At 51.2% G+C, this 18,950-nt stretch carries 18 protein-coding genes; 10 read left to right on the forward strand and 8 right to left on the reverse strand.

What is annotated here, in order from left to right:
• Nucleotides 1-10: 10 nt before the first annotated feature.
• Together LQZ19_RS13300 and LQZ19_RS13305 are read left to right on the forward strand one after the other, a co-directional pair.
• On the forward strand, nucleotides 11-1,222 hold the full coding sequence (locus tag LQZ19_RS13300) for an ABC transporter permease (RefSeq protein WP_411048161.1): 1,212 nt from the start codon (nucleotides 11-13) through the stop codon (nucleotides 1,220-1,222).
• Nucleotide 1,223: 1 nt separating this feature from the next.
• Nucleotides 1,224-1,913 (forward strand): ABC transporter ATP-binding protein, encoded by a 690-nt coding sequence (locus LQZ19_RS13305; RefSeq protein WP_411048162.1) that lies wholly within the window; start codon nucleotides 1,224-1,226, stop codon nucleotides 1,911-1,913.
• Nucleotides 1,914-1,935: 22 nt separating this feature from the next.
• On the opposite strand, the gene LQZ19_RS13310 is transcribed toward LQZ19_RS13305, so the two are convergent.
• The 3 genes from LQZ19_RS13310 to LQZ19_RS13320 all read right to left on the reverse strand — a co-directional run bounded on the left by LQZ19_RS13310 (nucleotide 1,936) and on the right by LQZ19_RS13320 (nucleotide 4,579).
• Nucleotides 1,936-2,820 (reverse strand): ribokinase, encoded by an 885-nt coding sequence (locus tag LQZ19_RS13310; protein WP_411048163.1) that lies wholly within the window; start codon nucleotides 2,818-2,820, stop codon nucleotides 1,936-1,938.
• 323 nt (nucleotides 2,821-3,143) lie between these two features.
• Nucleotides 3,144-4,061: a homoserine O-succinyltransferase gene (locus LQZ19_RS13315; RefSeq protein WP_411048164.1), complete on the reverse strand. Its 918-nt coding sequence runs from the start codon at nucleotides 4,059-4,061 to the stop codon at nucleotides 3,144-3,146.
• Between the two features lie 8 nt (nucleotides 4,062-4,069).
• Nucleotides 4,070-4,579: a heme-binding protein gene (locus LQZ19_RS13320; RefSeq protein ID WP_411048165.1), complete on the reverse strand. Its 510-nt coding sequence runs from the start codon at nucleotides 4,577-4,579 to the stop codon at nucleotides 4,070-4,072.
• Between the two features lie 135 nt (nucleotides 4,580-4,714).
• Between LQZ19_RS13320 and LQZ19_RS13325 the strand changes: the two genes are divergently transcribed.
• Both LQZ19_RS13325 and LQZ19_RS13330 read left to right on the forward strand, forming a co-directional pair.
• Entirely contained in the window at nucleotides 4,715-7,603 is a 2,889-nt protein-coding gene (locus LQZ19_RS13325) for a M16 family metallopeptidase (RefSeq protein WP_411048166.1), read from the forward strand.
• A gap of 1 nt (nucleotide 7,604) precedes the next feature.
• Nucleotides 7,605-8,180 carry a nitroreductase family protein gene (locus LQZ19_RS13330; protein ID WP_411048167.1) on the forward strand — a complete coding sequence of 192 codons (576 nt, stop codon included), beginning with the start codon at nucleotides 7,605-7,607 and terminating at the stop codon, nucleotides 8,178-8,180.
• A gap of 55 nt (nucleotides 8,181-8,235) precedes the next feature.
• Here LQZ19_RS13330 and LQZ19_RS13335 read toward each other — a convergent pair whose 3' ends face one another.
• From LQZ19_RS13335 to LQZ19_RS13345, 3 genes are read right to left on the reverse strand one after another with little or no spacing between them, the layout of a single operon-like run.
• Nucleotides 8,236-9,666 (reverse strand): C1 family peptidase, encoded by a 1,431-nt coding sequence (locus LQZ19_RS13335; RefSeq protein ID WP_411048168.1) that lies wholly within the window; start codon nucleotides 9,664-9,666, stop codon nucleotides 8,236-8,238.
• A gap of 4 nt (nucleotides 9,667-9,670) precedes the next feature.
• Complete coding sequence (gene guaA, locus LQZ19_RS13340) at nucleotides 9,671-11,350, reverse strand: glutamine-hydrolyzing GMP synthase (RefSeq protein ID WP_411048169.1); 1,680 nt, start codon at nucleotides 11,348-11,350, stop codon at nucleotides 9,671-9,673.
• Nucleotides 11,351-11,374: 24 nt separating this feature from the next.
• Entirely contained in the window at nucleotides 11,375-12,601 is a 1,227-nt protein-coding gene (locus LQZ19_RS13345; RefSeq protein ID WP_411048170.1) for an adenylosuccinate synthase, read from the reverse strand.
• A 129-nt stretch (nucleotides 12,602-12,730) separates the two neighbouring features.
• Between LQZ19_RS13345 and LQZ19_RS13350 the strand changes: the two genes are divergently transcribed.
• The gene (locus LQZ19_RS13350; RefSeq protein ID WP_411048171.1) at nucleotides 12,731-12,922 is read left to right on the forward strand and encodes a type II toxin-antitoxin system HicB family antitoxin; all 192 of its coding nucleotides are present in this window, start codon (nucleotides 12,731-12,733) and stop codon (nucleotides 12,920-12,922) included.
• An 8-nt stretch (nucleotides 12,923-12,930) separates the two neighbouring features.
• Entirely contained in the window at nucleotides 12,931-13,092 is a 162-nt protein-coding gene (locus tag LQZ19_RS13355; protein WP_411048205.1) for a type II toxin-antitoxin system HicA family toxin, read from the forward strand.
• Nucleotides 13,093-13,356: 264 nt separating this feature from the next.
• Here LQZ19_RS13355 and LQZ19_RS13360 read toward each other — a convergent pair whose 3' ends face one another.
• Both LQZ19_RS13360 and LQZ19_RS13365 read right to left on the reverse strand, forming a co-directional pair.
• Nucleotides 13,357-14,226, reverse strand: a complete 870-nt coding sequence (locus tag LQZ19_RS13360; RefSeq protein WP_411048172.1) for a CsgG/HfaB family protein — start codon at nucleotides 14,224-14,226, stop codon at nucleotides 13,357-13,359.
• 9 nt (nucleotides 14,227-14,235) lie between these two features.
• Entirely contained in the window at nucleotides 14,236-15,225 is a 990-nt protein-coding gene (locus LQZ19_RS13365) for a TolB family protein (RefSeq protein WP_411048173.1), read from the reverse strand.
• Between the two features lie 144 nt (nucleotides 15,226-15,369).
• On the opposite strand from LQZ19_RS13365, the gene LQZ19_RS13370 reads away from it, so the two are divergent.
• From LQZ19_RS13370 to LQZ19_RS13385, 4 genes are all read left to right on the forward strand, one after another.
• Nucleotides 15,370-15,729 carry a helix-turn-helix domain-containing protein gene (locus tag LQZ19_RS13370; protein WP_411048174.1) on the forward strand — a complete coding sequence of 120 codons (360 nt, stop codon included), beginning with the start codon at nucleotides 15,370-15,372 and terminating at the stop codon, nucleotides 15,727-15,729.
• A 167-nt stretch (nucleotides 15,730-15,896) separates the two neighbouring features.
• Nucleotides 15,897-17,222 carry an ABC transporter substrate-binding protein gene (locus tag LQZ19_RS13375; protein ID WP_411048175.1) on the forward strand — a complete coding sequence of 442 codons (1,326 nt, stop codon included), beginning with the start codon at nucleotides 15,897-15,899 and terminating at the stop codon, nucleotides 17,220-17,222.
• Between the two features lie 30 nt (nucleotides 17,223-17,252).
• Nucleotides 17,253-18,095 (forward strand): carbohydrate ABC transporter permease, encoded by an 843-nt coding sequence (locus tag LQZ19_RS13380; RefSeq protein WP_411048176.1) that lies wholly within the window; start codon nucleotides 17,253-17,255, stop codon nucleotides 18,093-18,095.
• Nucleotides 18,092-18,946 (forward strand): carbohydrate ABC transporter permease, encoded by an 855-nt coding sequence (locus tag LQZ19_RS13385; protein ID WP_411048177.1) that lies wholly within the window; start codon nucleotides 18,092-18,094, stop codon nucleotides 18,944-18,946. The genes LQZ19_RS13380 and LQZ19_RS13385 overlap by 4 nt, the downstream gene beginning before the upstream one ends.
• Nucleotides 18,947-18,950 lie beyond the last annotated feature (4 nt).

The raw sequence follows: 18,950 nt of genomic DNA on the forward strand, positions 1-18,950 counted from the left end.
AGGAAAAAAGATGGGATACAAACCCTTAACAACCGGACGGATTGCGATCCGTAATTTGCTGCATAAGCCCTTCCGTACCGCCTGTCTGGTTATCGCCGCAGCTATGGTAGCCTTTACGCTTTTTAGCGGCGCGGTCTTAACCGCGAGTCTGCGGAATGGCATAGATCGTATGACTCAGCGTTTTGGGGCGGACCTGATGGTTGTTCCCTCGGGTTATAGCGAAAATGCATCGGCCCTGCTGCTTAGAGGCGAGCCCCAGGTTTTTTATTTTAATCAGGCGCTGGTTCAGAATATCGCCCGTTTGGAGGGGGTAAAACAGATAAGCCCCCAGTTTTTTCTTACCTCACTGGCGGACGCATGCTGCTCCCTGCCGGTTCAGATTATCGGGTTTGATCCGCAAACCGATTTTGTGGTCCAACCCTGGATTGCCGAGGTTCTGCGTGATGGCATTAAGGACGGAGAAATGGTGGTGGGCAGTGAAATCATCGTAAAGGAAACCGGGACCCTGAAATTTTTTAACCATAAATACCCGGTAGCAGCAAAACTGAGGAAGACCGCTTCCGGGCTGGACACTTCTATTTTTGTGACCATGAATACCATCCGCACTCTAATAGATGCCGCCCACAAGGAAGGTAACAGCTTTCTTGCCGACAGTCAGCCGGAAGGGGCGATTTCTTCTATTCTGATACGTTTGGATAAGGATAGTAACGCCGCCCAGATCAGCAGAACGATAAGGAAAGAGAATCCCGGGGTGGAGCTTATTGCTTCCAGTAAAATTTTTCAGGGAATTAAGGAAAGCCTGAACTCCCTGACCGCATATACCAAGGGGTTTTCTGTGATTCTTTGGATCCTCGCCGTGGTGGTGCTTGGGGCGGTATTTTCGGGTTCGATCAATGAGCGGAAAAAAGAATTTGCCGTTATCCGGGTATTAGGGGCCACCAGGCAAAAGTTGGCGGCCATCGTATTGCAGGAAGCCGCTTTGGCCGGGCTAACGGGGGGGCTTATCGGCACAGCGCTTGCGGCGCTGGTGATATTTCCTTTCAGTACTTTTATCGGACTGCGGCTGCAGCTGCCCTATATCCAGCCCAGGGGCTTGGAAGTTCTTTGGATTACCGGCGTAAGTCTGGTCCTATCCTTCATAGTGGGACCCGTGGCTTCGATTTACAGCGCCGTCAAAATCAGCCGGGCGGAAACCTACTATACCATGCGGGAAGGAGAATGATATGCGTTTAGAGATTAGGGATCTTACCAAGGAATATAAACGGAACAAAATTCCCTTTGCTGCGGTTAATAAGGTAAACATGGACATAGGTTCCGGGGATTTTATCAGCATCATTGGACGTTCCGGGAGCGGTAAAACTACCTTTCTGAATATTATAGCCGGTCTCTTAAAACCCGACTCGGGTTCCGTAAGCTTAGACGGCAGGAGCATCCTTACCCTGCCGGACCGGGAAGCTTCCCTGCTGCGGAACACGCAAATCGGTTATGTTCCCCAGGGGCAGAGCCTTCTGGCTAACCTTACGGTTCTGGAAAATGTAAGTCTCCCCCTGTACCTTTTTAAACATGAGGGGGACCCGGAGGAGGATGCCGTCCGGGCTCTGGCTCTGCTGGAACAGGTGGGTATAAGCCATCTGGCCGCATCCTACCCCAAACAGCTTTCCGGGGGGGAGCTTCGCCGGGTTTCCATTGCCCGTTCCCTTATCAGTAAGCCTGAGCTCCTCATCGCCGATGAACCTACCAGCGATCTGGACAGTGAAACTACCGCGGATATTATGGAACTTTTCCGCCGCATAGCCGGAGAAGGCGCTGCGGTACTCCTGGTAACCCACGAACTGGATACTCTGGAATATGGGAACCGTGTATACTCCATGGCCGGAGGGAATCTAACGGAGCAGAAAGCCGGAGAGGTGTAAGTTCGGTAGATTTGAGTAAATCTCAGGTAAAGACTTCTTTGCCAAGGGGAATCGCTTCCATGGCGCCCTTTCGTGAGACCGCGAAGGAAGAGGCTTTACAGGCGATTTCCAGGGCCTGAGCTACGGTACAATTTTTCGCCCGAGCGGCGATGAAATACCCCGTAAAGGTATCCCCCGCTCCAGTGGTATCCACAACCGGCAGGTCGATGATGTCCCCTTTTTCCCGGGTTTTTCGGAAACCGTAATAGGCGCCGTCTTTTCCGGCGGTGAGTATTATCTCGGCCCTTGGGAAACGCTCTACCAGGCGATCCAGTATCTGCGGCGCTTGTGTTGTAGAAGGCAGGGACACTAATGCGGCGCCCTCAATTTCGTTCACAAAAAAAAGATCCACCAGATCCAGGGGCAGTTTTTCTATTTTCTCATCGCAGGGCGAGGGGTTAAGACAGATCCGTAAACCCTGGTTTTTGGCGGCTTCCATGATTTCCCGGAGATGGGCAACTTCGTTTTGCAGTACGATAGTATCATCCTTACCGAATTCCCCTATGGTCTCTTTAATCTCCTCAATGCCTATCTGACCGTTACCCCCGGAATACAGTACAATTGAGTTCTGCCCATTTTTATCCACCTGGATAATGGCCTGGCCGGTAGCTCCTTCGTACAGGCGTACCTTGTCCGTATTAACCCCGTAGGAACGAAGGAGCTCCAGGAGAAACTGCCCATCCTGGCCGATTTTTCCCGCCATATAAACGGGCAATCCCGCTTTGGCCAGGGCCGTTGCCTGATTAGCCCCCTTTCCGCCGGCGCTTTTTACCAGGGAAACGCTGCTTATGGTTTCCCCGGGCTTCACAATGTGGTCTACGGAGAAAATCAAATCAATATTCATAGAGCCAAAAACAAGAATTTTCATAAAACACTCCAATCCTTTAATTATCGAATAGTATACAGTCTGCTTGATATTTTATTATATAATAGTATTTCGGGCCAGGATGGTACGCAGTATTCTATCCGGATTAGGGTTGAAAAAAGAAGGACGGCAGGGAGGAGGAGACACCCTGCCGTCCATTCACCCCTTTTTTAAATATCGGATCGGGAAGACGCGGGACCCGGTCCATTTGGGTTTTTGTAATAGTATATTCATATCTTATAAATCATATGAATATACTAGGAATATATTCGAAATAGAACTTCCTGTCAAGCGGTTTTATATTATTTTTAAAATCTTTTTCACCGCTATAATTCCACTAAATTGAAGGGTGTTTCCTGGTATACATAGTTAAGCCAGTTATTGAAAAAAAGGTGGGCGTGGGCCCTCCAGCGGACCACAGGCGCCTGAGAGGGGTTATCCCCGGGGTAGTAGTTCTTGGGAACATTGATGGAAAGGCCTTTCCCAATATCCCGGCGATACTCCTTGTCCAGAGTCAGAGGATCATACTCCAAATGGCCCGTAACATAGAGCTCCCTGCCTTCCCGGGCGGTAACGATAAAAACCCCTACTTCATCGGTTTCCGACTCAATGGTCAGCTCCGGTATGGCGGCAATGGCCTTACGGTCGCTTTCGGTGTGCCGGGACTGGGGGGCTAGGAACTCATCGTCAAAGCCCCGGAACAGGGTGGTATGCCGCTCATTCACCCCGTGGGGGAATACACCGAAGAGCTTCCGGGATAGTTCCAGCTTGGGAACCCCATAACGGTGGTACAACCCTGCCTGGGCGCCCCAGCAGATATGCAGGGTGGACCAGACATACTTCGAAGAATAGTCCAATACCGCCGTCAGCTCGCTCCAATAGTCCACATCCTCAAAGGGCAAGGTTTCCACCGGAGCGCCGGTGATGATCAGGCCGTCAAAACGAACATTTTGCCGAATAATATCCTCGGAACTGACATAAAACCGTTCCAGATGCCCCGGGGGGGCGTTCCGGGATTCGTGGCTCCCCATACGGAGGAAGCTGATATCAACCTGTAGGGGACTGTTCCCCAAAAGCCTGAGAAGCTGTATCTCCGTATCCACCGTGGTAGGCATAAGATTAACAATCCCCACTTTAAGGGGGCGTATATCCTGATGTTCCGCTCTGTCGTCGGTTATAATAAAGACATTTTCTTCCCGCAGGGTATCATGGGCGGGCAGGGTTCTTGGAATTTTAATCGGCATGGTACACCCTAAAGCCCTGCGTCCAGGGGGATCCGGGGAACTCCGGAGACTCCCAGGTAACGGCTGATGGTCTCGACCAAAATATCATGATCCTGCAAATGGGGCAGCCCGGAAACCAAGGCCACGGCAACAATACCTGTTCCCTTTACCACAATGGGGAAGCCGCCGCCGCACAGGACATATTCCGCCGGAGACAGCCCCTGGTACGCGAGGTTCTCATCTTTCTTCTGCCACCGCAGGGTCGTAAGGAGGCTGCTGTTTTCCTTATCCCTTACCAGATTAAATTTGCGGGTCAAATAAAAATTATTATTCAGATTGGTTCCTTCGGGAATGTACTGAAAAGCGATCAACCCATTGATCAAACGGATACTGGTGGAAAGCACATACTTTTTGTCAAAAATTTCGCTTACAATCACATTTCCCAGATCCCAGACATCCTTCCGTGAAAAATGGGAAAATTGAAGCAGCGCTTCCTGTTTCTCCGCAATACCGATGGCAGTATCAATATCCATACTCATGACTCACCCCTTCTAAAACACTGTAAAGGTCCGTGGTTGCCGGTATTTCCAGGGACAGCACACAATGTCCATGTCTATTTATATATCTTTTAAATACCCTTGCAAAGGACCCAATCATTCACAGTATAATAATATATGCACCATTTTAAAAGACTTGCCCTATCCCTTGTACTGATACCGGTAATCCTCTCCTGCGCGGGGATATCCGTTGTAAATAGCGCCACCGCAGGAAAATCCGTGGTCAGCTACGGAGGCCTGGGCGCCCCCACGGATCCCATACCCTTCACTACAGAAGCCCGGACCGGTACACTTCCCAGCGGGTTGAAGTACTATATCCTGGAAAACAGCATGCCCGAGGGCCGTGCCTACCTGACCCTGGCGGTCAACGCTGGTTCGGTTCTGGAAAAAGACAATGAACGGGGGCTGGCCCATTTTGTGGAGCACATGGCCTTTGACGGTACCGAGCGTTTCCCCAAGTCCGATCTGATAGAGTACCTCCGTTCCCTAGGCATGCGCTGGGGTCCGGAGGTGAACGCCTATACGAGCTTCGACCAGACGGTCTACGGCATTGAAGTTCCGGTGGAATTTGACGGGGAAGGCCGCAAGGTTATCCCCGATAAGGCCCTGGCGGTTATTGACGACTGGACCCGGGCAATCAGTTTTACCCCGGCGGACGTAGACAGCGAGCGGCCGGTTATATTGGAAGAACACCGAACCCGCCGCGGCGCCGGAGAGCGGGTTTCACAGAAATTGGTCCCCATAATCTACCGCGGCGCCCCCTACGCGGAACGGCTCCCCATAGGGCTTCCGGAAATTATCGAAACCGCCCCGGCGGAACGGCTGGTAAATTTTTACCGTACCTGGTACCGGGCGGATAACATGGCCCTGGTCTTTGTAGGCGATTTTGACGGTCCCAAGCTCGAGGCGGATCTTGCCTCCCACTTCTCCATAAGCGCCCCCGCAGACGGCCTGGAAAGGCCTGTCTATGATCTCCCGGAGCCAAAAAAGGGTAACTTTGCTGTGGAACTATTTACCGACCCGGAACTGACCCACACCCGGATCGACCTGTTTTATAAACTGCCATCGGATAAATCTGCGGAGGATCTGGCTTCCTTCCGGCGGGGGGTAATCGACCTTCTTATTGACCGGATGCTGGAAATCCGCTTTGCGGAAGCAAGTTATAACCCCGATACTCCTTTTACCGCTGCCGGCGCGGGGCTGAACCATGTTGCAAGAAGTTCCCGGTATTACCTGATGATAGCCATCGCCAAAACCGGCAATATCGAGGCAACACTAAACAGGCTGCTTCTGGAGAAGGAGAAAATGGCCCGGTACGGCTTCACCGCCGCAGAAATTGACCAAACCAAACGTTCCATCCTGGCGGATATTGAACGCCAGGTCTCCGAGAAGGACCGGCAGCATTCATCGGGCTACTTAGACAGTTTTGTCTCCCATTTCATCAGCGGTTCCTCCGTTACCAGCATCGAATGGGACCAGAAAGCATTCTCCGCATTACTTCCCGGCATTAGCGCCGAAGAAATCGCCGCCGCCGCTAAGGACTACTTTGCCTACAAGGATCTTACCGTATTCATCAGCGCCCCGGAGGCCGAAGCGGCAAGCCTCCCTACTCCGGCCCGTATCCGCACCATGGTACGGCAGAGCGCCCGTGTCCGCATCCCCCGGCCGGTAAACGAAGAGCTGGACGACAAACTTTTGGACACCCCTCCGGCGCCCGGGAGTATCAAAGAGGAAAGCACGGATACTGCGAGCGGAACCACTCGGTGGGAACTCAGCAACGGCGCGACGGTCATCCTTAAAGAAACGAAAAACAAGAACAACGAGATCGTCCTCTATGCCCTGGCTAAAGGCGGCATCACCGCCGTGCCCGAGGAGCAAATCGTTTCTGCGGATCTTGCCGCAGAAATGCTAAGCGCCTCCGGTATAGGCCCCTATTCCCGGCCGGATCTGATAAAAAAGCTCGCGGAAAAACAGGTTTCCATAAACTTTTCCCTCTCGGGCTTCATGCGGAATGTCCAGGGCTCCTCTACCCGGGGGGATCTGAAAACTCTGTTTGAACTCCTCTATCTTACTTTTACCCAGCCCCGGATAGACCAGGATGCGGTGGCATCGATACTCGACGAGTATCGTACCGATCTTGCCCAGCATGATCAAAACCCCGAAGCTGTCTTCTTTGACGAAAGAACCAGGACTATCTTTAGCGACAACCCCTGGTACCGGCCCATGGTCCTTGCAGATTTAGAAAGGGTAAACATCGCCGACGCCATGGCAATTATCCGAAAATCCCTCAATCCTGCTGACTACACCTTTGTATTTACCGGCAACCTGGATATGAACGAACTACGCACATATGCGGAAACCTACCTGGCCTCCATACCCCGGGGCGAAACATGGAACACCTGGGCGGATATAAAGATCACCAGGCCGGGGAAACTCGAAAAGGTAATCTACAAGGGGCAGGAAGAGAAGAGCCAGGTTATTATGGACTGGATAGTACCCCAGGAATATTCCGAATCCGGAGAAGCCACCGCGGCGGTGCTTGGCGAATACCTTGAGAACAGGCTCATGGAAATAACCCGTAAGCAGATGGGGGGAACCTACTCCCTTTCTGCGGGAGTATCCCAATCTATCCTGCCCCCTGGCGGTGAACTCAATCTGTATATCTACTTCCCCTGCGATCCTAACCGGGTAAAGGAACTCAGCGCCGCGGTTCTGGAAGAGCTGAATCTGATCGCCCTGGGAACCATTGACCAGGACGCATTTAGTAAATCCGTGGCAGCCCTGAAGAAATCCTTCGAGACCTCCATCCAGGAAAACAGCTATATCAGCCGGAACTACGCCTATTTTTCGGCGATCTACGATCGCCCCCTGTCCCGGCTGGAAAAACGCCCTGAACTCTACGAAACAGTCACGGCCCGCGATATTCAGCAGGCCGTAGAAAAACTATTACCCCAGGGTCCCGTTACGGTGATCCTCTATCCTGAAAATGCAAAGGAAGTAAAGTAAGATGAAAAAAACACTATTCACCCTCGCCCTCATCGCCGCCCTCGTCGCTCCCTGGCAGAGTCTTAGTGCCGCAGACGCGGACACCCAGGCCATTGGCGTCATCACCGGCCACTATGCCCCCCGGAATTTTGCCGCCGGATCCATAAGCCGCGCCGACCTGGACAGGATCCTCTCCGCTGCGGTCCGCGCCCCCAGTGCCTCTAACCGCCAGAACTGGCACTTCACCGTAGTGCAGGATGTGAACTTGGCCAAGCGTATTGTCTCCAATATCACCGACGGCAATATCCTCATCATCGTCTCCGCTCCCGGTGACAGCAAAACCAATGGAGCAGTAATGCTGGACTGTGGCCTAGCCACACAAAGTATCTATCTGGCAGCCCAAGCCCTGGGCCTTGGTTCTCGAATCTACACCGGCCCCATGGATGCCCTAAACGCCACCCTCAAGGGCGAACTCGGTCTCCCCGGCGGTTACAGCGCCGCAGCTCTGGTACGCATAGGCCGCCTCTCCCCCGGAGTGGACGCAGTCAGCGCCGCTTCCAGCAGAAAGTCTATAGATAGTGTTGTGAGTTATAAGTAACAGAGGCTGAAAAAACAAAACCCTGGGAGATATGATCCCGGGGTTTTTGAACGGGTTATTTATGATCAATAGCCAAGAGGAGTCCGAACACAGCTTTACTATTTTCCGACTTTACATCAAACCGGATCTCGTGGCCATCGTAGCTTGCATTATTGGAAGGGATAAAATCAGGACCCACTGCGGCGGCTACCCGCTGGGGGAAGCTGCCCTGGGCCTGGTCAAAACGCCTTCGGATGGTTTCAATGGGGATCGACTGCTTCGAATAGAGGATGATCAGATAATCGGTCCCCGTGATTTCATCCATCCGTATCCATTCACGTTCACCGGGAAGGACAATAGTGTTTTCCGCATAATCCAGTATGGGAGATATGCCGCGTTCCCGGGGCGGAAAGATCTGGGTACTCGGGCTGCCGCTGCTGTCTGCGGCAAAAACATAGACATAGGCGGGACTGGTATTACCCAAATGAAAGCGGAATTCCGTTCCCGATGAATAGGACTCGGTGGTTCGGTAGTATCCTTCTTCGGCGAATGCTACCGGCATCTGATGGGGGAGCCCATCGGCGGAGTCGGCCAATTCGATTTGGGCGAATCCGGAATACTGGTTCGTTTCATCAAAGACGGCGAAGTTCTCTATTATCTCATAGGCTTCCATGACCCATTGGCCAAAGGCTTCATAGGGTATCCACATATAACCGCCGTTTCCCCATTTCTTACCCCAGCTGTTCTGAACTTCAAAGGCGCCGCCGAATCTTGTATCATCGTATCCAACCACACACATGGCATGACCGCCATAATGGTAACCGGGGTTTTCCCGGGGACGCCATACGTCTTGGGCGTTAAGAAAAGATTCCGGAGTGTTCATGCCGATGATTACGGGCTTTTTTTCCGCAAGGCTCTTCTTGACCATCTGGATACGGGATGGCCGGTTGGATCCGCGTTCTTCATCATTCCGGAACAGGGTTACATAATCCGCTATAGGATATTTCCTACTTTCGGTAAAAGAATCACGGTTTATTTTTCTGAAATCCAGATCCCGTTCACTTTCAAGCATCTTAACCGCTCCGGTGTTTTTCATCAGATCCAGGGCCCAGAAAATCATGGCCCCGGACTGGCAATCGGGATCATCGGTAATGTTCATGTATATATATGCGGGGGAAAACACATTATCTGTGGATAGGGAACGTTCCCGCCGGTTTATGGCTATGGACTCCGATATGGTCCGGGCGGCATAGGCGGAAGCCCAGGCTACACAGGTTCCGTAGGGAGTCTGATTTCCCGGAATGGGAGAGTATTGTTTTAGGGAAACCGTAGGCGGAAGGGCGTTATAAGCCCTGGTGGAAAGAACTGCTTTCTGGGGGAGTCTATTATATGTTTCAGAATCGAGAATCGCCCCCAGGGCAAATTCTTGGGGGAAAACCTGAAAAGCAGAAAACAGCAGGAATATCAGCGTGAAAGCCCATACTTTTATTCCGGTTTTGTTTTTCATAGTATTACTCCCATTCAATAGTTGCCGGGGGCTTGGATGAAATGTCGTAGGTCACCCGGCCTATGTCTTTAACCGTATTCGTAATACGGGTGGAAATTTCCAGCAGATCCTTAACCGGGAAGGGATAGACATCGGCGGTCATGCCGTCGGCGCTGACTATAGCCCGAAGAGCGAGAACCCAGCCGTATTTACGGACATCGCCGGCGACCCCCACGGACCGTATGGGAAGGAGCACCGCGAAGGCCTGCCAGATTTCGTCGTAGAGCCGTTCCCCCGCCGGGGATAGCCTGTTTTTCAGTTCCTCAATATAGATTGCATCGGCATCCCGGAGTATATCGCACTTCTCCCTGGTAACCTCGCCCAGGATGCGGACCGCGAGGCCGGGGCCGGGGAAGGGATGGCGGCGGACCACTTCCTCATCGATTCCCAGGATACGTCCCAGGCGGCGGACTTCATCCTTATAAAGCCGGTCCAATGGTTCGATGATACGGCCGGCCTTGCGTTTGGCATCCACCAGGGGGCTCCCCACATTGTGATGACTCTTGATCAGATGGGCCTTCTTGCCCACCCCTTTGCCGCTTTCGATAAGGTCCGTGTAGAGGGTACCCTGGGCGAGGAAGTAGGAATCCGGCAGCCCAAGACGCGCCACTTCCCGCTCCTGGATGGTGATGAAAAGATCTCCGATAGCCTTTCGTTTCGCCTCCGGATCATCAAGCCCCTTGAGGGCGCCGAGAAATTCTTCTTCACAATATATGATATGGAGATGTTTGGCGCCGAGCCGCTCCAGGGCGGTCTTCACCGTTTTGGTTTCGTCCTTCCGCATAAGTCCGGTGTCCATGTACATGAGGTGCACCTGGTCCGCTTTCAGGGTTTTGAGGAGCAGCGCCCCGGCCACGGTGGAATCGACCCCGCCGGAAATAAGGAGCAGCACCGGATTTGTTCCTACCCGGTTTTGCAGGGACGCGCGGACTTCCTCCACATATTGTTCCATGGTCCAGCTTTTCTTGCAGCCGCATACCCCGAACACAAATGCTGCGAGTATTTCAGACCCGCGCTCAGTATGGGTAACCTCGGGGTGGAACTGGAGGCCAAACCAGGGTTTTTCATCATGGGCAAGCACCGCCGGGTAGCCGGTGTCGCTGACGCCGTATTCCTGAAACCCCGGAGCAAGTTTAGTCAGGGTATCGCCGTGGCTCATCCAGGCGGTAAAAGAAAAATCTCCTGGGCGCGCAGTATTGCTAATAGCGCTCCCTTCGACGATTTTTTCCAGAGAGATGGTCTTATCAAAACCCGTAAGGAAGCGCCGAACAATCCCTTCCCCCGCAGCCTCTCCCTCACTCCTAATTGTCACACCTATTCTACCGTATTCTCTTTTAGGTAAAGGCTCCACTAAGCCGCCATGGTCGGCGGTCATGCGCTGGAGACCATAGCAGATCCCCAGAAGGGGGAGGCCCAGTGTATAGACCTTCTGGTCCGGTACGGAACCTTCGGCGGTGTAGACCGATTCGGGGGAACCCGAAAGGATGATACCCCGAAGCGTACTGCCGGCGGTTCCCGAAAGAACAGCATCGCTCAGAACCGTGTCCCCGGGAAGGATCTCTGTGTAGACCCCCAGGTCCCGGATACGCCTTCCGATAAGCTGGGTGGTTTGGCTGCCGAAATCTAATATCAGTATTTTGTCCATGACTTCACCAATAAAAATACTTTTTTATTTGGTCCACGGACTCTTCCTGATAATGGTTTCCTTCCGGTCATATCCTACGGATACGATATCAATGGGGGTCTCGCAGAACCGTTCGATAAACTCAATATACTCCATGGCGGGAATGGGAAATTCCTCATAGGTCAGCGCATTGGTCAGGGACTTTTTCCAGCCCGGAAAGGCGCGGAGCACCGGCTGGGCCTTGTTTAGGGCTTCCACAGAAGCGGGGAAGGTTTCCACCATCTTATCACCGATGCGGTAGGCGACACAGGCCTTGATTTCATCCAGGGTGTCGTACACATCCAGGTGGGTCATCACCAGGGAATCGATGGAGTTGGTGAGGCAGGCGTAACGCAGGGCCACCAGGTCCAGGTAGCCGCAGCGGCGGGGACGGCCGGTGGTTACGCCATACTCCCGGCCGGTTTCACGGACAAAGCGGCAGAGCTCGTCCTCCGCATCAAGGTTGAATTCGCTGGGGAAGGGGCCGTTGCCGACCCGGGTGGAGTAGGCCTTGAATACCCCCAGCACCTTGTCCAGATTCCGGGGTCCCACGCAGCCGCCAATAGCGGCGCCGGCGGCACAGGACATACCGCTGGACACATAGGGGTAGGTTCCCAGATCCAGGTCCAGAAGGGTTCCCTGGGCGCCCTCAAATAAGGTTTGGGAATTCTTATGGTGAAACAGGAAGGAAGAAAGATCGATGGACATGGACTTCAGCTGTTCCACATAGGGGGCCAGAAAATCCCGGTCCGCAGCATCCAGCTCATCCATCTTTTCCTTCCAGTCCAAATCGGCTATCCGTATACCGTCCCGGTCGCTTTTCATGGAATAGGTGATTCCGATACCCCTGCCGGTGGTACCAATGGGCTTTTTCCGGGCCAAATCCCGGGCCTTATCAATCTCAATATACCGGGGAAGCACAATATGGGCGCGATCGGAGATAAAAACCCGTCCTGTGGTGTCGATACCCCGGTCCCGGAGCATCTTAATCTCCTTAAACAGGGCAACCGGATCGATAACCATACCGGCCCCGAGGATCACCATTTTATCAAGGTACAGTATCCCCGAAGGGATTAAATGGAGGGCATATTGCTCCGCTCCAATAACGATAGTATGGCCGGCATTGGCCCCGCCGGAAAAACGAACGATAATCTGGGCCTCGTTGGCCAGATAATCAACAATTTTGCCTTTTCCCTCATCACCCCATTGGGCGCCGATTACAACCACATTCATGAGTTTAGGGTAGCATAAGGACCGGTCCCTGCGCTAGGGGGCTGAAAAATTCCTTAAGGTCGATATATGCCATTTTGTCCCTATTGGCGTTATCCGCCCATTCCTCTTATACTAATTATGGAGGCTATCATGAAGTTAAGTTATACCTACTACGAATCTGAAGACGGTTGGTTTGTTGGGCATTTTGATGATTATCCCAATTATGATACCCAAGGCCAGTCTCTGGAAGAACTGGAAACCATGCTCAATTCATTGTTTCATGATATGGAACTCGCTAAAGAAACGCCCGCCAAACGGAAAGAGATGGAATTGGCAAGTTGAAAAGGGACTTGCTGCTTAAAAGAATAACGGAAAATGGCGCTGTATTTCTCCGTCATGGCGGTGGTCATGATATTTATTACAATCCAAAGACAAAGGCAAAACAACCAATCCCCCGGCATACCGATATTGAAGAACGGTTAGCGAAAAGTATCATTAAAAAACTTTCGTAGGATGAAGATCGCTACCATAAATATTATTCTTTGGAGGAATTCTATGAAAAAACAAGATTTTCCGGTATTTCTGCCCTTGGTAGATTCTACAACGCAAGGCTACTGACTGTCGGGATAGACGGCTGCCGTATTGATTACCCACTACGGCGTTGTTTGGGAACTTAAAAATGATTTTTGATTTACTAAAAGTATTATTATAAAGAAAAGCCGAAGAATACAAGACCGTGTCTTAGTCATTTTTCCTATCGCCTGTATCATAATCTTTTAAAACGCCTCCGATGCCATGGCTACTATTTCGGCGGTTCTCACATCAAGGGCCTTAACCCGCAGACGCCGCAAAACACCTTCGCCACTCATGCTACCGGTGATAACAATGTTTGCCCCCAGCTTATTGCCAATTGATACTGCCGAATTATCATCCACTTCTCCGGACATCTGAAAATTCTGTTCATCCCGAATGGCATCAAGACTTCTGCGGTCTACCATTCTGAAATAACCGGTATGCACAAGGATGTAAGTAATTTCCTCAATAACGAATTCCGCCATATTTCTATCCTGGGTTGCAATACTGATAACCGCTATGGTCGCCCCGTCCGGGAGTTCGTTTACCAGGATTTTTCCCGCCCGGCTCAGTGCGCCTTCGATATCGTCGGTGTTTCCGGTGTTCGCCGGGGCGGCGGTTGTTCCCTGCACCACTGTCCGGGGACCTGCCCGGTTCAGAGCCTCAACCTTTGCTATCCGCAGCCCCCTGATAACGCCGGTTATGGTTTCATCAAATTCGATCGTTATAGAATTGGATTGGGGCCGACAGGATATGCTTTGCCGATCCCCCTGCATCCATTTTTTTGAACGAACATTCCATGCGTTTAAGACAACCTCAATGGAATGTTCTCCGTTCATCACGATTATTTTTTCCAGGGTTCCCGGATCGTTCTGGGCGGAAAGTTGGCCGTCAACGTATATAAGCGCGGGATGTTCGCCGCTCACATAGTTGACAGTGATTTCCGATTCCCGCTGGCCGGGGATAGCGGACAGATCCGTCTTGGGAGTCAACCGGTTCTGGGCATAGACGGGAGTAACCATCAGGACAAGACCGGCAAGAATTGGCAGGAATAAGAAAAATGGTTTTTTCATATACTCATGCTATTCAATAAGGATCGTCGCCGTCCATATTTCGTTAAAGCCGCCGGCGTCAGAGATAAAATAAATGGTGTTATCTAGTCCCCAGCTCGGTGAAAATGCGTTCACCATACCTTCGGTTAACTGCGTTAAATTCGACCCGTCGGCATTGATTCTGAATAAATGGCTATACTTGGTATTCGTGTTAGCCACTGCCGCTTTTTTGGAGAATACTATGTATTTCCCATCCTTAGAATAACTGGGGGAATCACACGTTAAAGTTACCCCATTCTGTCGGTCAATATAAAGTTGGGTAATCTGAGTGGTATTGGAATCCATTTCCCAGATAGCGCCTTCTTTGATAAATACAACCTTTGGCAGGAACGGATGCCAGCTCGGCCGCCGCCCCTCTCCAAGGACGGTAATGTCCGATCCATTAAAATTTAAGCTGACCAGCTGGCGCTTACCGTTAATATCCGTGTCACAGATGATAAGGCCGTCTTTTTCGGCGGGATTATAGTCGGATTTACCGATAGGATTCCGGGTGATATAGACCTTCCCGCCCCCGGTAATACTGGACCGTACCAGTTTGGAGGAACCGCCATCATTGGTAACATAAACAAAACCTGTGCTGTCCCCAAACCATGAAGGATAAAATCCCGCTTCATTCACGATAGGGGTTTTTGCGAAGATCGAAATATCCTTGAGGAGCATGATCTTGTAGGAATTACCGTCCTTTTCGGTATAGAGCAGCTTTTTCCCATCCGGGGATAATACTACGTGGTCTTTCCACATTTTATCATCCGACACTCGCATAACATTCCGCAATGTGGAGGGATCAAAGGTAATGGAATCGGCAACCTTGGATTTAAATTTAAATAAAGAAAAAAGGGACGCGCATCCGCTCAAAGAAAGCAAAACCAATAAACCCAGAATTCCTGCCAGAATTCGGCTTTTTTCGGCGGTGATTTTCATCCATCGGTTTTTCCCATATTTCGATAAAAAAATACCCATAAAACACTCCTTTTATAACCTATGGATTTTAAGAGGATCATCCATAAGAACATCATAACATTCTCATAATAATCGTCTATTAGGCAATAGTCAAGTACTTCTATAACCTTATGATTTCCTTATAGGCAAGTAGACTTATAAGACATGGCAAAATTAAGAGAGATATTAGCCCTTAACATGAAGGAAAAACGGCGTATTCTCGGCATATCGCAGGCAAAACTGGCGGAAAAGGCGGACACGTCTACTCAATATGTTGCGATGATCGAACTGGAAAAGAAGTTTCCCTCCCCGGAAATGCTGGAACGGCTCGCAGCGGCCCTGGAAATTGAAAGCCCGGAGCTATTTTCAATGCCCCCTTCCCCTGCGGGAACTCTCAAAAAGCTCCATGTGGCGGTTCTGACGGATATTGAAGAGGCGGCAGTTACCGCGGTTGAACAGGCGGTAAAGGGAGCCGTCCGGGGGGTTATCGCAGAGTATTTGAAGAAACTGGAGAAGGAGGATTAGGTATAGCATTTAACTCGCCATTTTACAGGATTTTTTAAAATCTACATTTTTGCCGGGGCAATTCCCGGTTTAGCCAGGATTTCATTTGAAATTTTTACCCTTTCATTGACAAGATGCATGCCAAGTTAGATGATTATATTATAAATAATATTCTTTTGAGGAATTTTATGAAAAAAAATAAAATGTTCCGGTATATTTTGTCAATTCTTATTATAGCTGCCCTATTCGGCGCTTGTGCAAAAAAGAATGCCGTTCCATCGGTCTATTTGCTCAATTTCAAGGCGGAAATCCAGGCCCAATGGGAAGAGGTGGCCGCCCAGTTTACCCGGGAAACCGGTATTCCCATGAAAGTGGTTACCGCCGCAAGCGGAGGCTACGAGCAGACCCTGCGCTCGGAAATCGCCAAATCCGCCCCGCCGACGGTGTTCAATATCAACGGTCCCGTGGGGTATAAAACCTGGGGCAGTTACTGCGCGGATCTTAAGGATAGCCAGCTCTACAGCTGGCTTCTGGACAAGAGTATGGCGATCAGTTCCGGCGGCGGGGTCTACGGTATCCCCTATGCGGTGGAAACCTACGGCATCATCTACAACGACGCCATTATGCGGAAATACTTCGCCCTGCCCAATAGGGCGGTGAATATCGCCGGTGTGGGGGATATTAAAAACTTTGCCACCCTCAAGGCAGTGGTAGAGGATATGACGAAAAACAAGGCTGCCCTGGGCATAGGCGGGGTTTTCGCCTCCACTTCCTTCAGCCCCGGTGAAGACTGGCGCTGGCAGACCCATTTGGCCAACCTGCCTGTCTACTATGAATATCAGGCGAAGAACGTGGGAGACCTCGAAAAAATCGAGCTTACCTATACGAAAAACTATCAGAACATTTTCGACCTCTATATCAACAATTCCATAACGGACCGCAAAATGATTGGCTCCAAGACCGTGGGAGATTCCATGTCGGAGTTTGCCCTGGGACAGGTGGCTATGGTACAGAACGGCAACTGGGGTTGGAGCCAGATCTCCGGTGAACCGGGCAATGTGGTAAAACCGGAGGATGTTAAGTTCCTGCCCATCTATACCGGTGTAAACGGGGAGGAGGCCCAGGGGCTTTGTACGGGTACGGAAAACTTCATCTGCGTAAACGCCCGGGCCTCCGCGGCGGATCAGGAAGCTTCCCTCAAACTGCTGGAATGGCTCTTTAACACTCCAGCGGGGAAAAAGAACGTCATTGAAAAACTGGGATTCGTGGCGCCCTTCAGCACCTTTGGTCCGCTGGAACGGCCGGAGGACCCCCTGGTTAAGGAAATGTTCCGGTACCTGGATAATTCCAGCCTGAACTCCGTGGCCTGGAACTTCCCCACCTTCCCCAGCCAGGAATTCAAAAACGAGCTGGGGGCGGACCTGTATCAGTACGCCTTGGGTAATAAGTCCTGGGACGACCTAACCAAGGAAACGGTCACAAGCTGGGCTTCGGAAAAAGCGGCTATTCAGTAACCGTGTTTTTCAATATAAAAAGGAGCGTACGTGGAAAAATCGCTTAAAAAGTATTTTTTGTTTTTTGTAGGTCCCACACTGATAGCATTTCTAATCGCTTTTGTTATTCCCTTTATTGCGGGGATCGTTCTTTCCTTTGCCCGTTTTACCACCATGACTGATATTAGTTGGGTGGGGTTTAGTAATTATGTCCGGGCTTTTTCCAACAGCGATTTTGTAAATGCCCTGAAATTTTCGGCCCTGTTTACCGTTGTTTCGGTTATTATCATCAATGTTGCCGCCTTTGCCCTGGCCCTGCTGCTTACCCGGGGGATCAGGGGCACAAATATTTTCCGTACCATGATCTTCATGCCCAACCTTATCGGCGGTATCGTGCTGGGGTATATCTGGCAGTTCATCATCAACGGATTCCTCAGTATCTTTGGGGTAACCATCACAGTGGACGCCAAGTACGGTTTCTGGGGTCTGGTAATCCTGAGCAACTGGCAGTTTATCGGCTATATGATGATCATCTTTATTGCGGGGATACAGAATATACCCGGAGATATTATGGAGGCCGCCACCATCGATGGGGCAGGTCCCTTTACGGTGCTGCGGAAGATCACCATACCCCTGGTGATGCCCTCCATAACTATCACCCTCTTTATGACCATTGCCAATTCCTTTAAGATGTTCGACCAAAACCTGGCGCTTACCGCTGGTGCGCCGGGTAAGGAAACCGCCATGGTGGCCCTGGATATTTACAATACCTTCTACAGCCGTGTCGGCTGGGAAGGGGTCGGTCAGGCTAAGGCGCTGCTGTTCTTCCTGGTGGTGGTGGTCATCACCCTGGTACAGCTTACCATTACCCGGCGCAAGGAGATAACCAATTGAGTGGTATCCAACAACAGCGGAAACCCCTGACCCTCGGCGGGCTGGTAATAATTCTGGTTCTCCTTGTTATTTCCCTGCTCTTCATAGCGCCAATCCTGTTAGTATTCCTGAACTCCTTTAAGGGAAAACTCTTCGTCATCAATACCCCCTTTGCATTCCCCAACGCTGAAAGTTTTACGGGGATCAACAATTATGTCAGCGGAATTGCCGCCACGGGATTTTTCAGCGCCTTCGGCTGGTCACTTTTCATCACCGTGTTTTCCGTGGTAATCATCGTGCTCTTTACATCCATGACCGCCTGGTATATCACCCGGAGTACCGGCCGCTTCTGCAAGGGCCTCTACTATGCCTTTGTATTTGCCATGATTGTTCCCTTCCAGATGGTAATGTTCCCCCTGACCAAGGTTGCGAATTTCCTTCACCTTGACAATCCCTTGGGTATTCTGGTGCTCTATCTTGGCTTCGGATCAGCCCAGTCGGTGTTTCTCTTCAGCGGCTTTGTTAAGTCCGTCCCCATTGCCGTGGAAGAAGCGGCGACCATCGACGGCTGTACCCCCATACGCGCCTACTTCTCGGTGATCTTCCCCATGCTGGCCCCCATTGCCGTAACCGTGGCGATCCTCAACGCCATGTGGGTATGGAACGACTTCCTCCTGCCCAACCTGATAATCGGTTCGGAATACCGGACCATACCGGTGGCGGTACAATACCTGCGGGGCGGTTATGGTTCCATCGACTGGGGCTATATGATGGCCATGATAGGTCTGGCGGTTATACCGATTATTATCTTCTACTTTGTCTGCCAGAAACATATCATCCAGGGCGTTACCGCAGGATCGGTGAAGGGTTAGGGTC

Source organism: Treponema primitia (genome assembly GCF_046533075.1).
Taxonomy (GTDB): domain Bacteria; phylum Spirochaetota; class Spirochaetia; order Treponematales; family Breznakiellaceae; genus Termitinema; species Termitinema primitia_B.

Bases quoted from the DNA above. Each gene is read 5' to 3' on its own strand.
- LQZ19_RS13365 (WP_411048173.1), bottom strand. From the start codon at position 15,225: ATGGGTATTTTTTTATCGAAATATGGGAAAAACCGATGGATGAAAATC.
- guaA (WP_411048169.1), bottom strand. From the start codon at position 11,350: ATGGACAAAATACTGATATTAGATTTCGGCAGCCAAACCACCCAGCTT.
- LQZ19_RS13370 (WP_411048174.1), top strand. From the start codon at position 15,370: ATGGCAAAATTAAGAGAGATATTAGCCCTTAACATGAAGGAAAAACGG.
- LQZ19_RS13310 (WP_411048163.1), bottom strand. From the start codon at position 2,820: ATGAAAATTCTTGTTTTTGGCTCTATGAATATTGATTTGATTTTCTCC.
- LQZ19_RS13315 (WP_411048164.1), bottom strand. From the start codon at position 4,061: ATGCCGATTAAAATTCCAAGAACCCTGCCCGCCCATGATACCCTGCGG.
- LQZ19_RS13320 (WP_411048165.1), bottom strand. From the start codon at position 4,579: ATGAGTATGGATATTGATACTGCCATCGGTATTGCGGAGAAACAGGAA.
- LQZ19_RS13325 (WP_411048166.1), top strand. From the start codon at position 4,715: ATGCACCATTTTAAAAGACTTGCCCTATCCCTTGTACTGATACCGGTA.
- LQZ19_RS13305 (WP_411048162.1), top strand. From the start codon at position 1,224: ATGCGTTTAGAGATTAGGGATCTTACCAAGGAATATAAACGGAACAAA.
- LQZ19_RS13345 (WP_411048170.1), bottom strand. From the start codon at position 12,601: ATGAATGTGGTTGTAATCGGCGCCCAATGGGGTGATGAGGGAAAAGGC.
- LQZ19_RS13300 (WP_411048161.1), top strand. From the start codon at position 11: ATGGGATACAAACCCTTAACAACCGGACGGATTGCGATCCGTAATTTG.
- LQZ19_RS13350 (WP_411048171.1), top strand. From the start codon at position 12,731: ATGAAGTTAAGTTATACCTACTACGAATCTGAAGACGGTTGGTTTGTT.
- LQZ19_RS13360 (WP_411048172.1), bottom strand. From the start codon at position 14,226: ATGAAAAAACCATTTTTCTTATTCCTGCCAATTCTTGCCGGTCTTGTC.
- LQZ19_RS13330 (WP_411048167.1), top strand. From the start codon at position 7,605: ATGAAAAAAACACTATTCACCCTCGCCCTCATCGCCGCCCTCGTCGCT.
- LQZ19_RS13375 (WP_411048175.1), top strand. From the start codon at position 15,897: ATGAAAAAAAATAAAATGTTCCGGTATATTTTGTCAATTCTTATTATA.
- LQZ19_RS13335 (WP_411048168.1), bottom strand. From the start codon at position 9,666: ATGAAAAACAAAACCGGAATAAAAGTATGGGCTTTCACGCTGATATTC.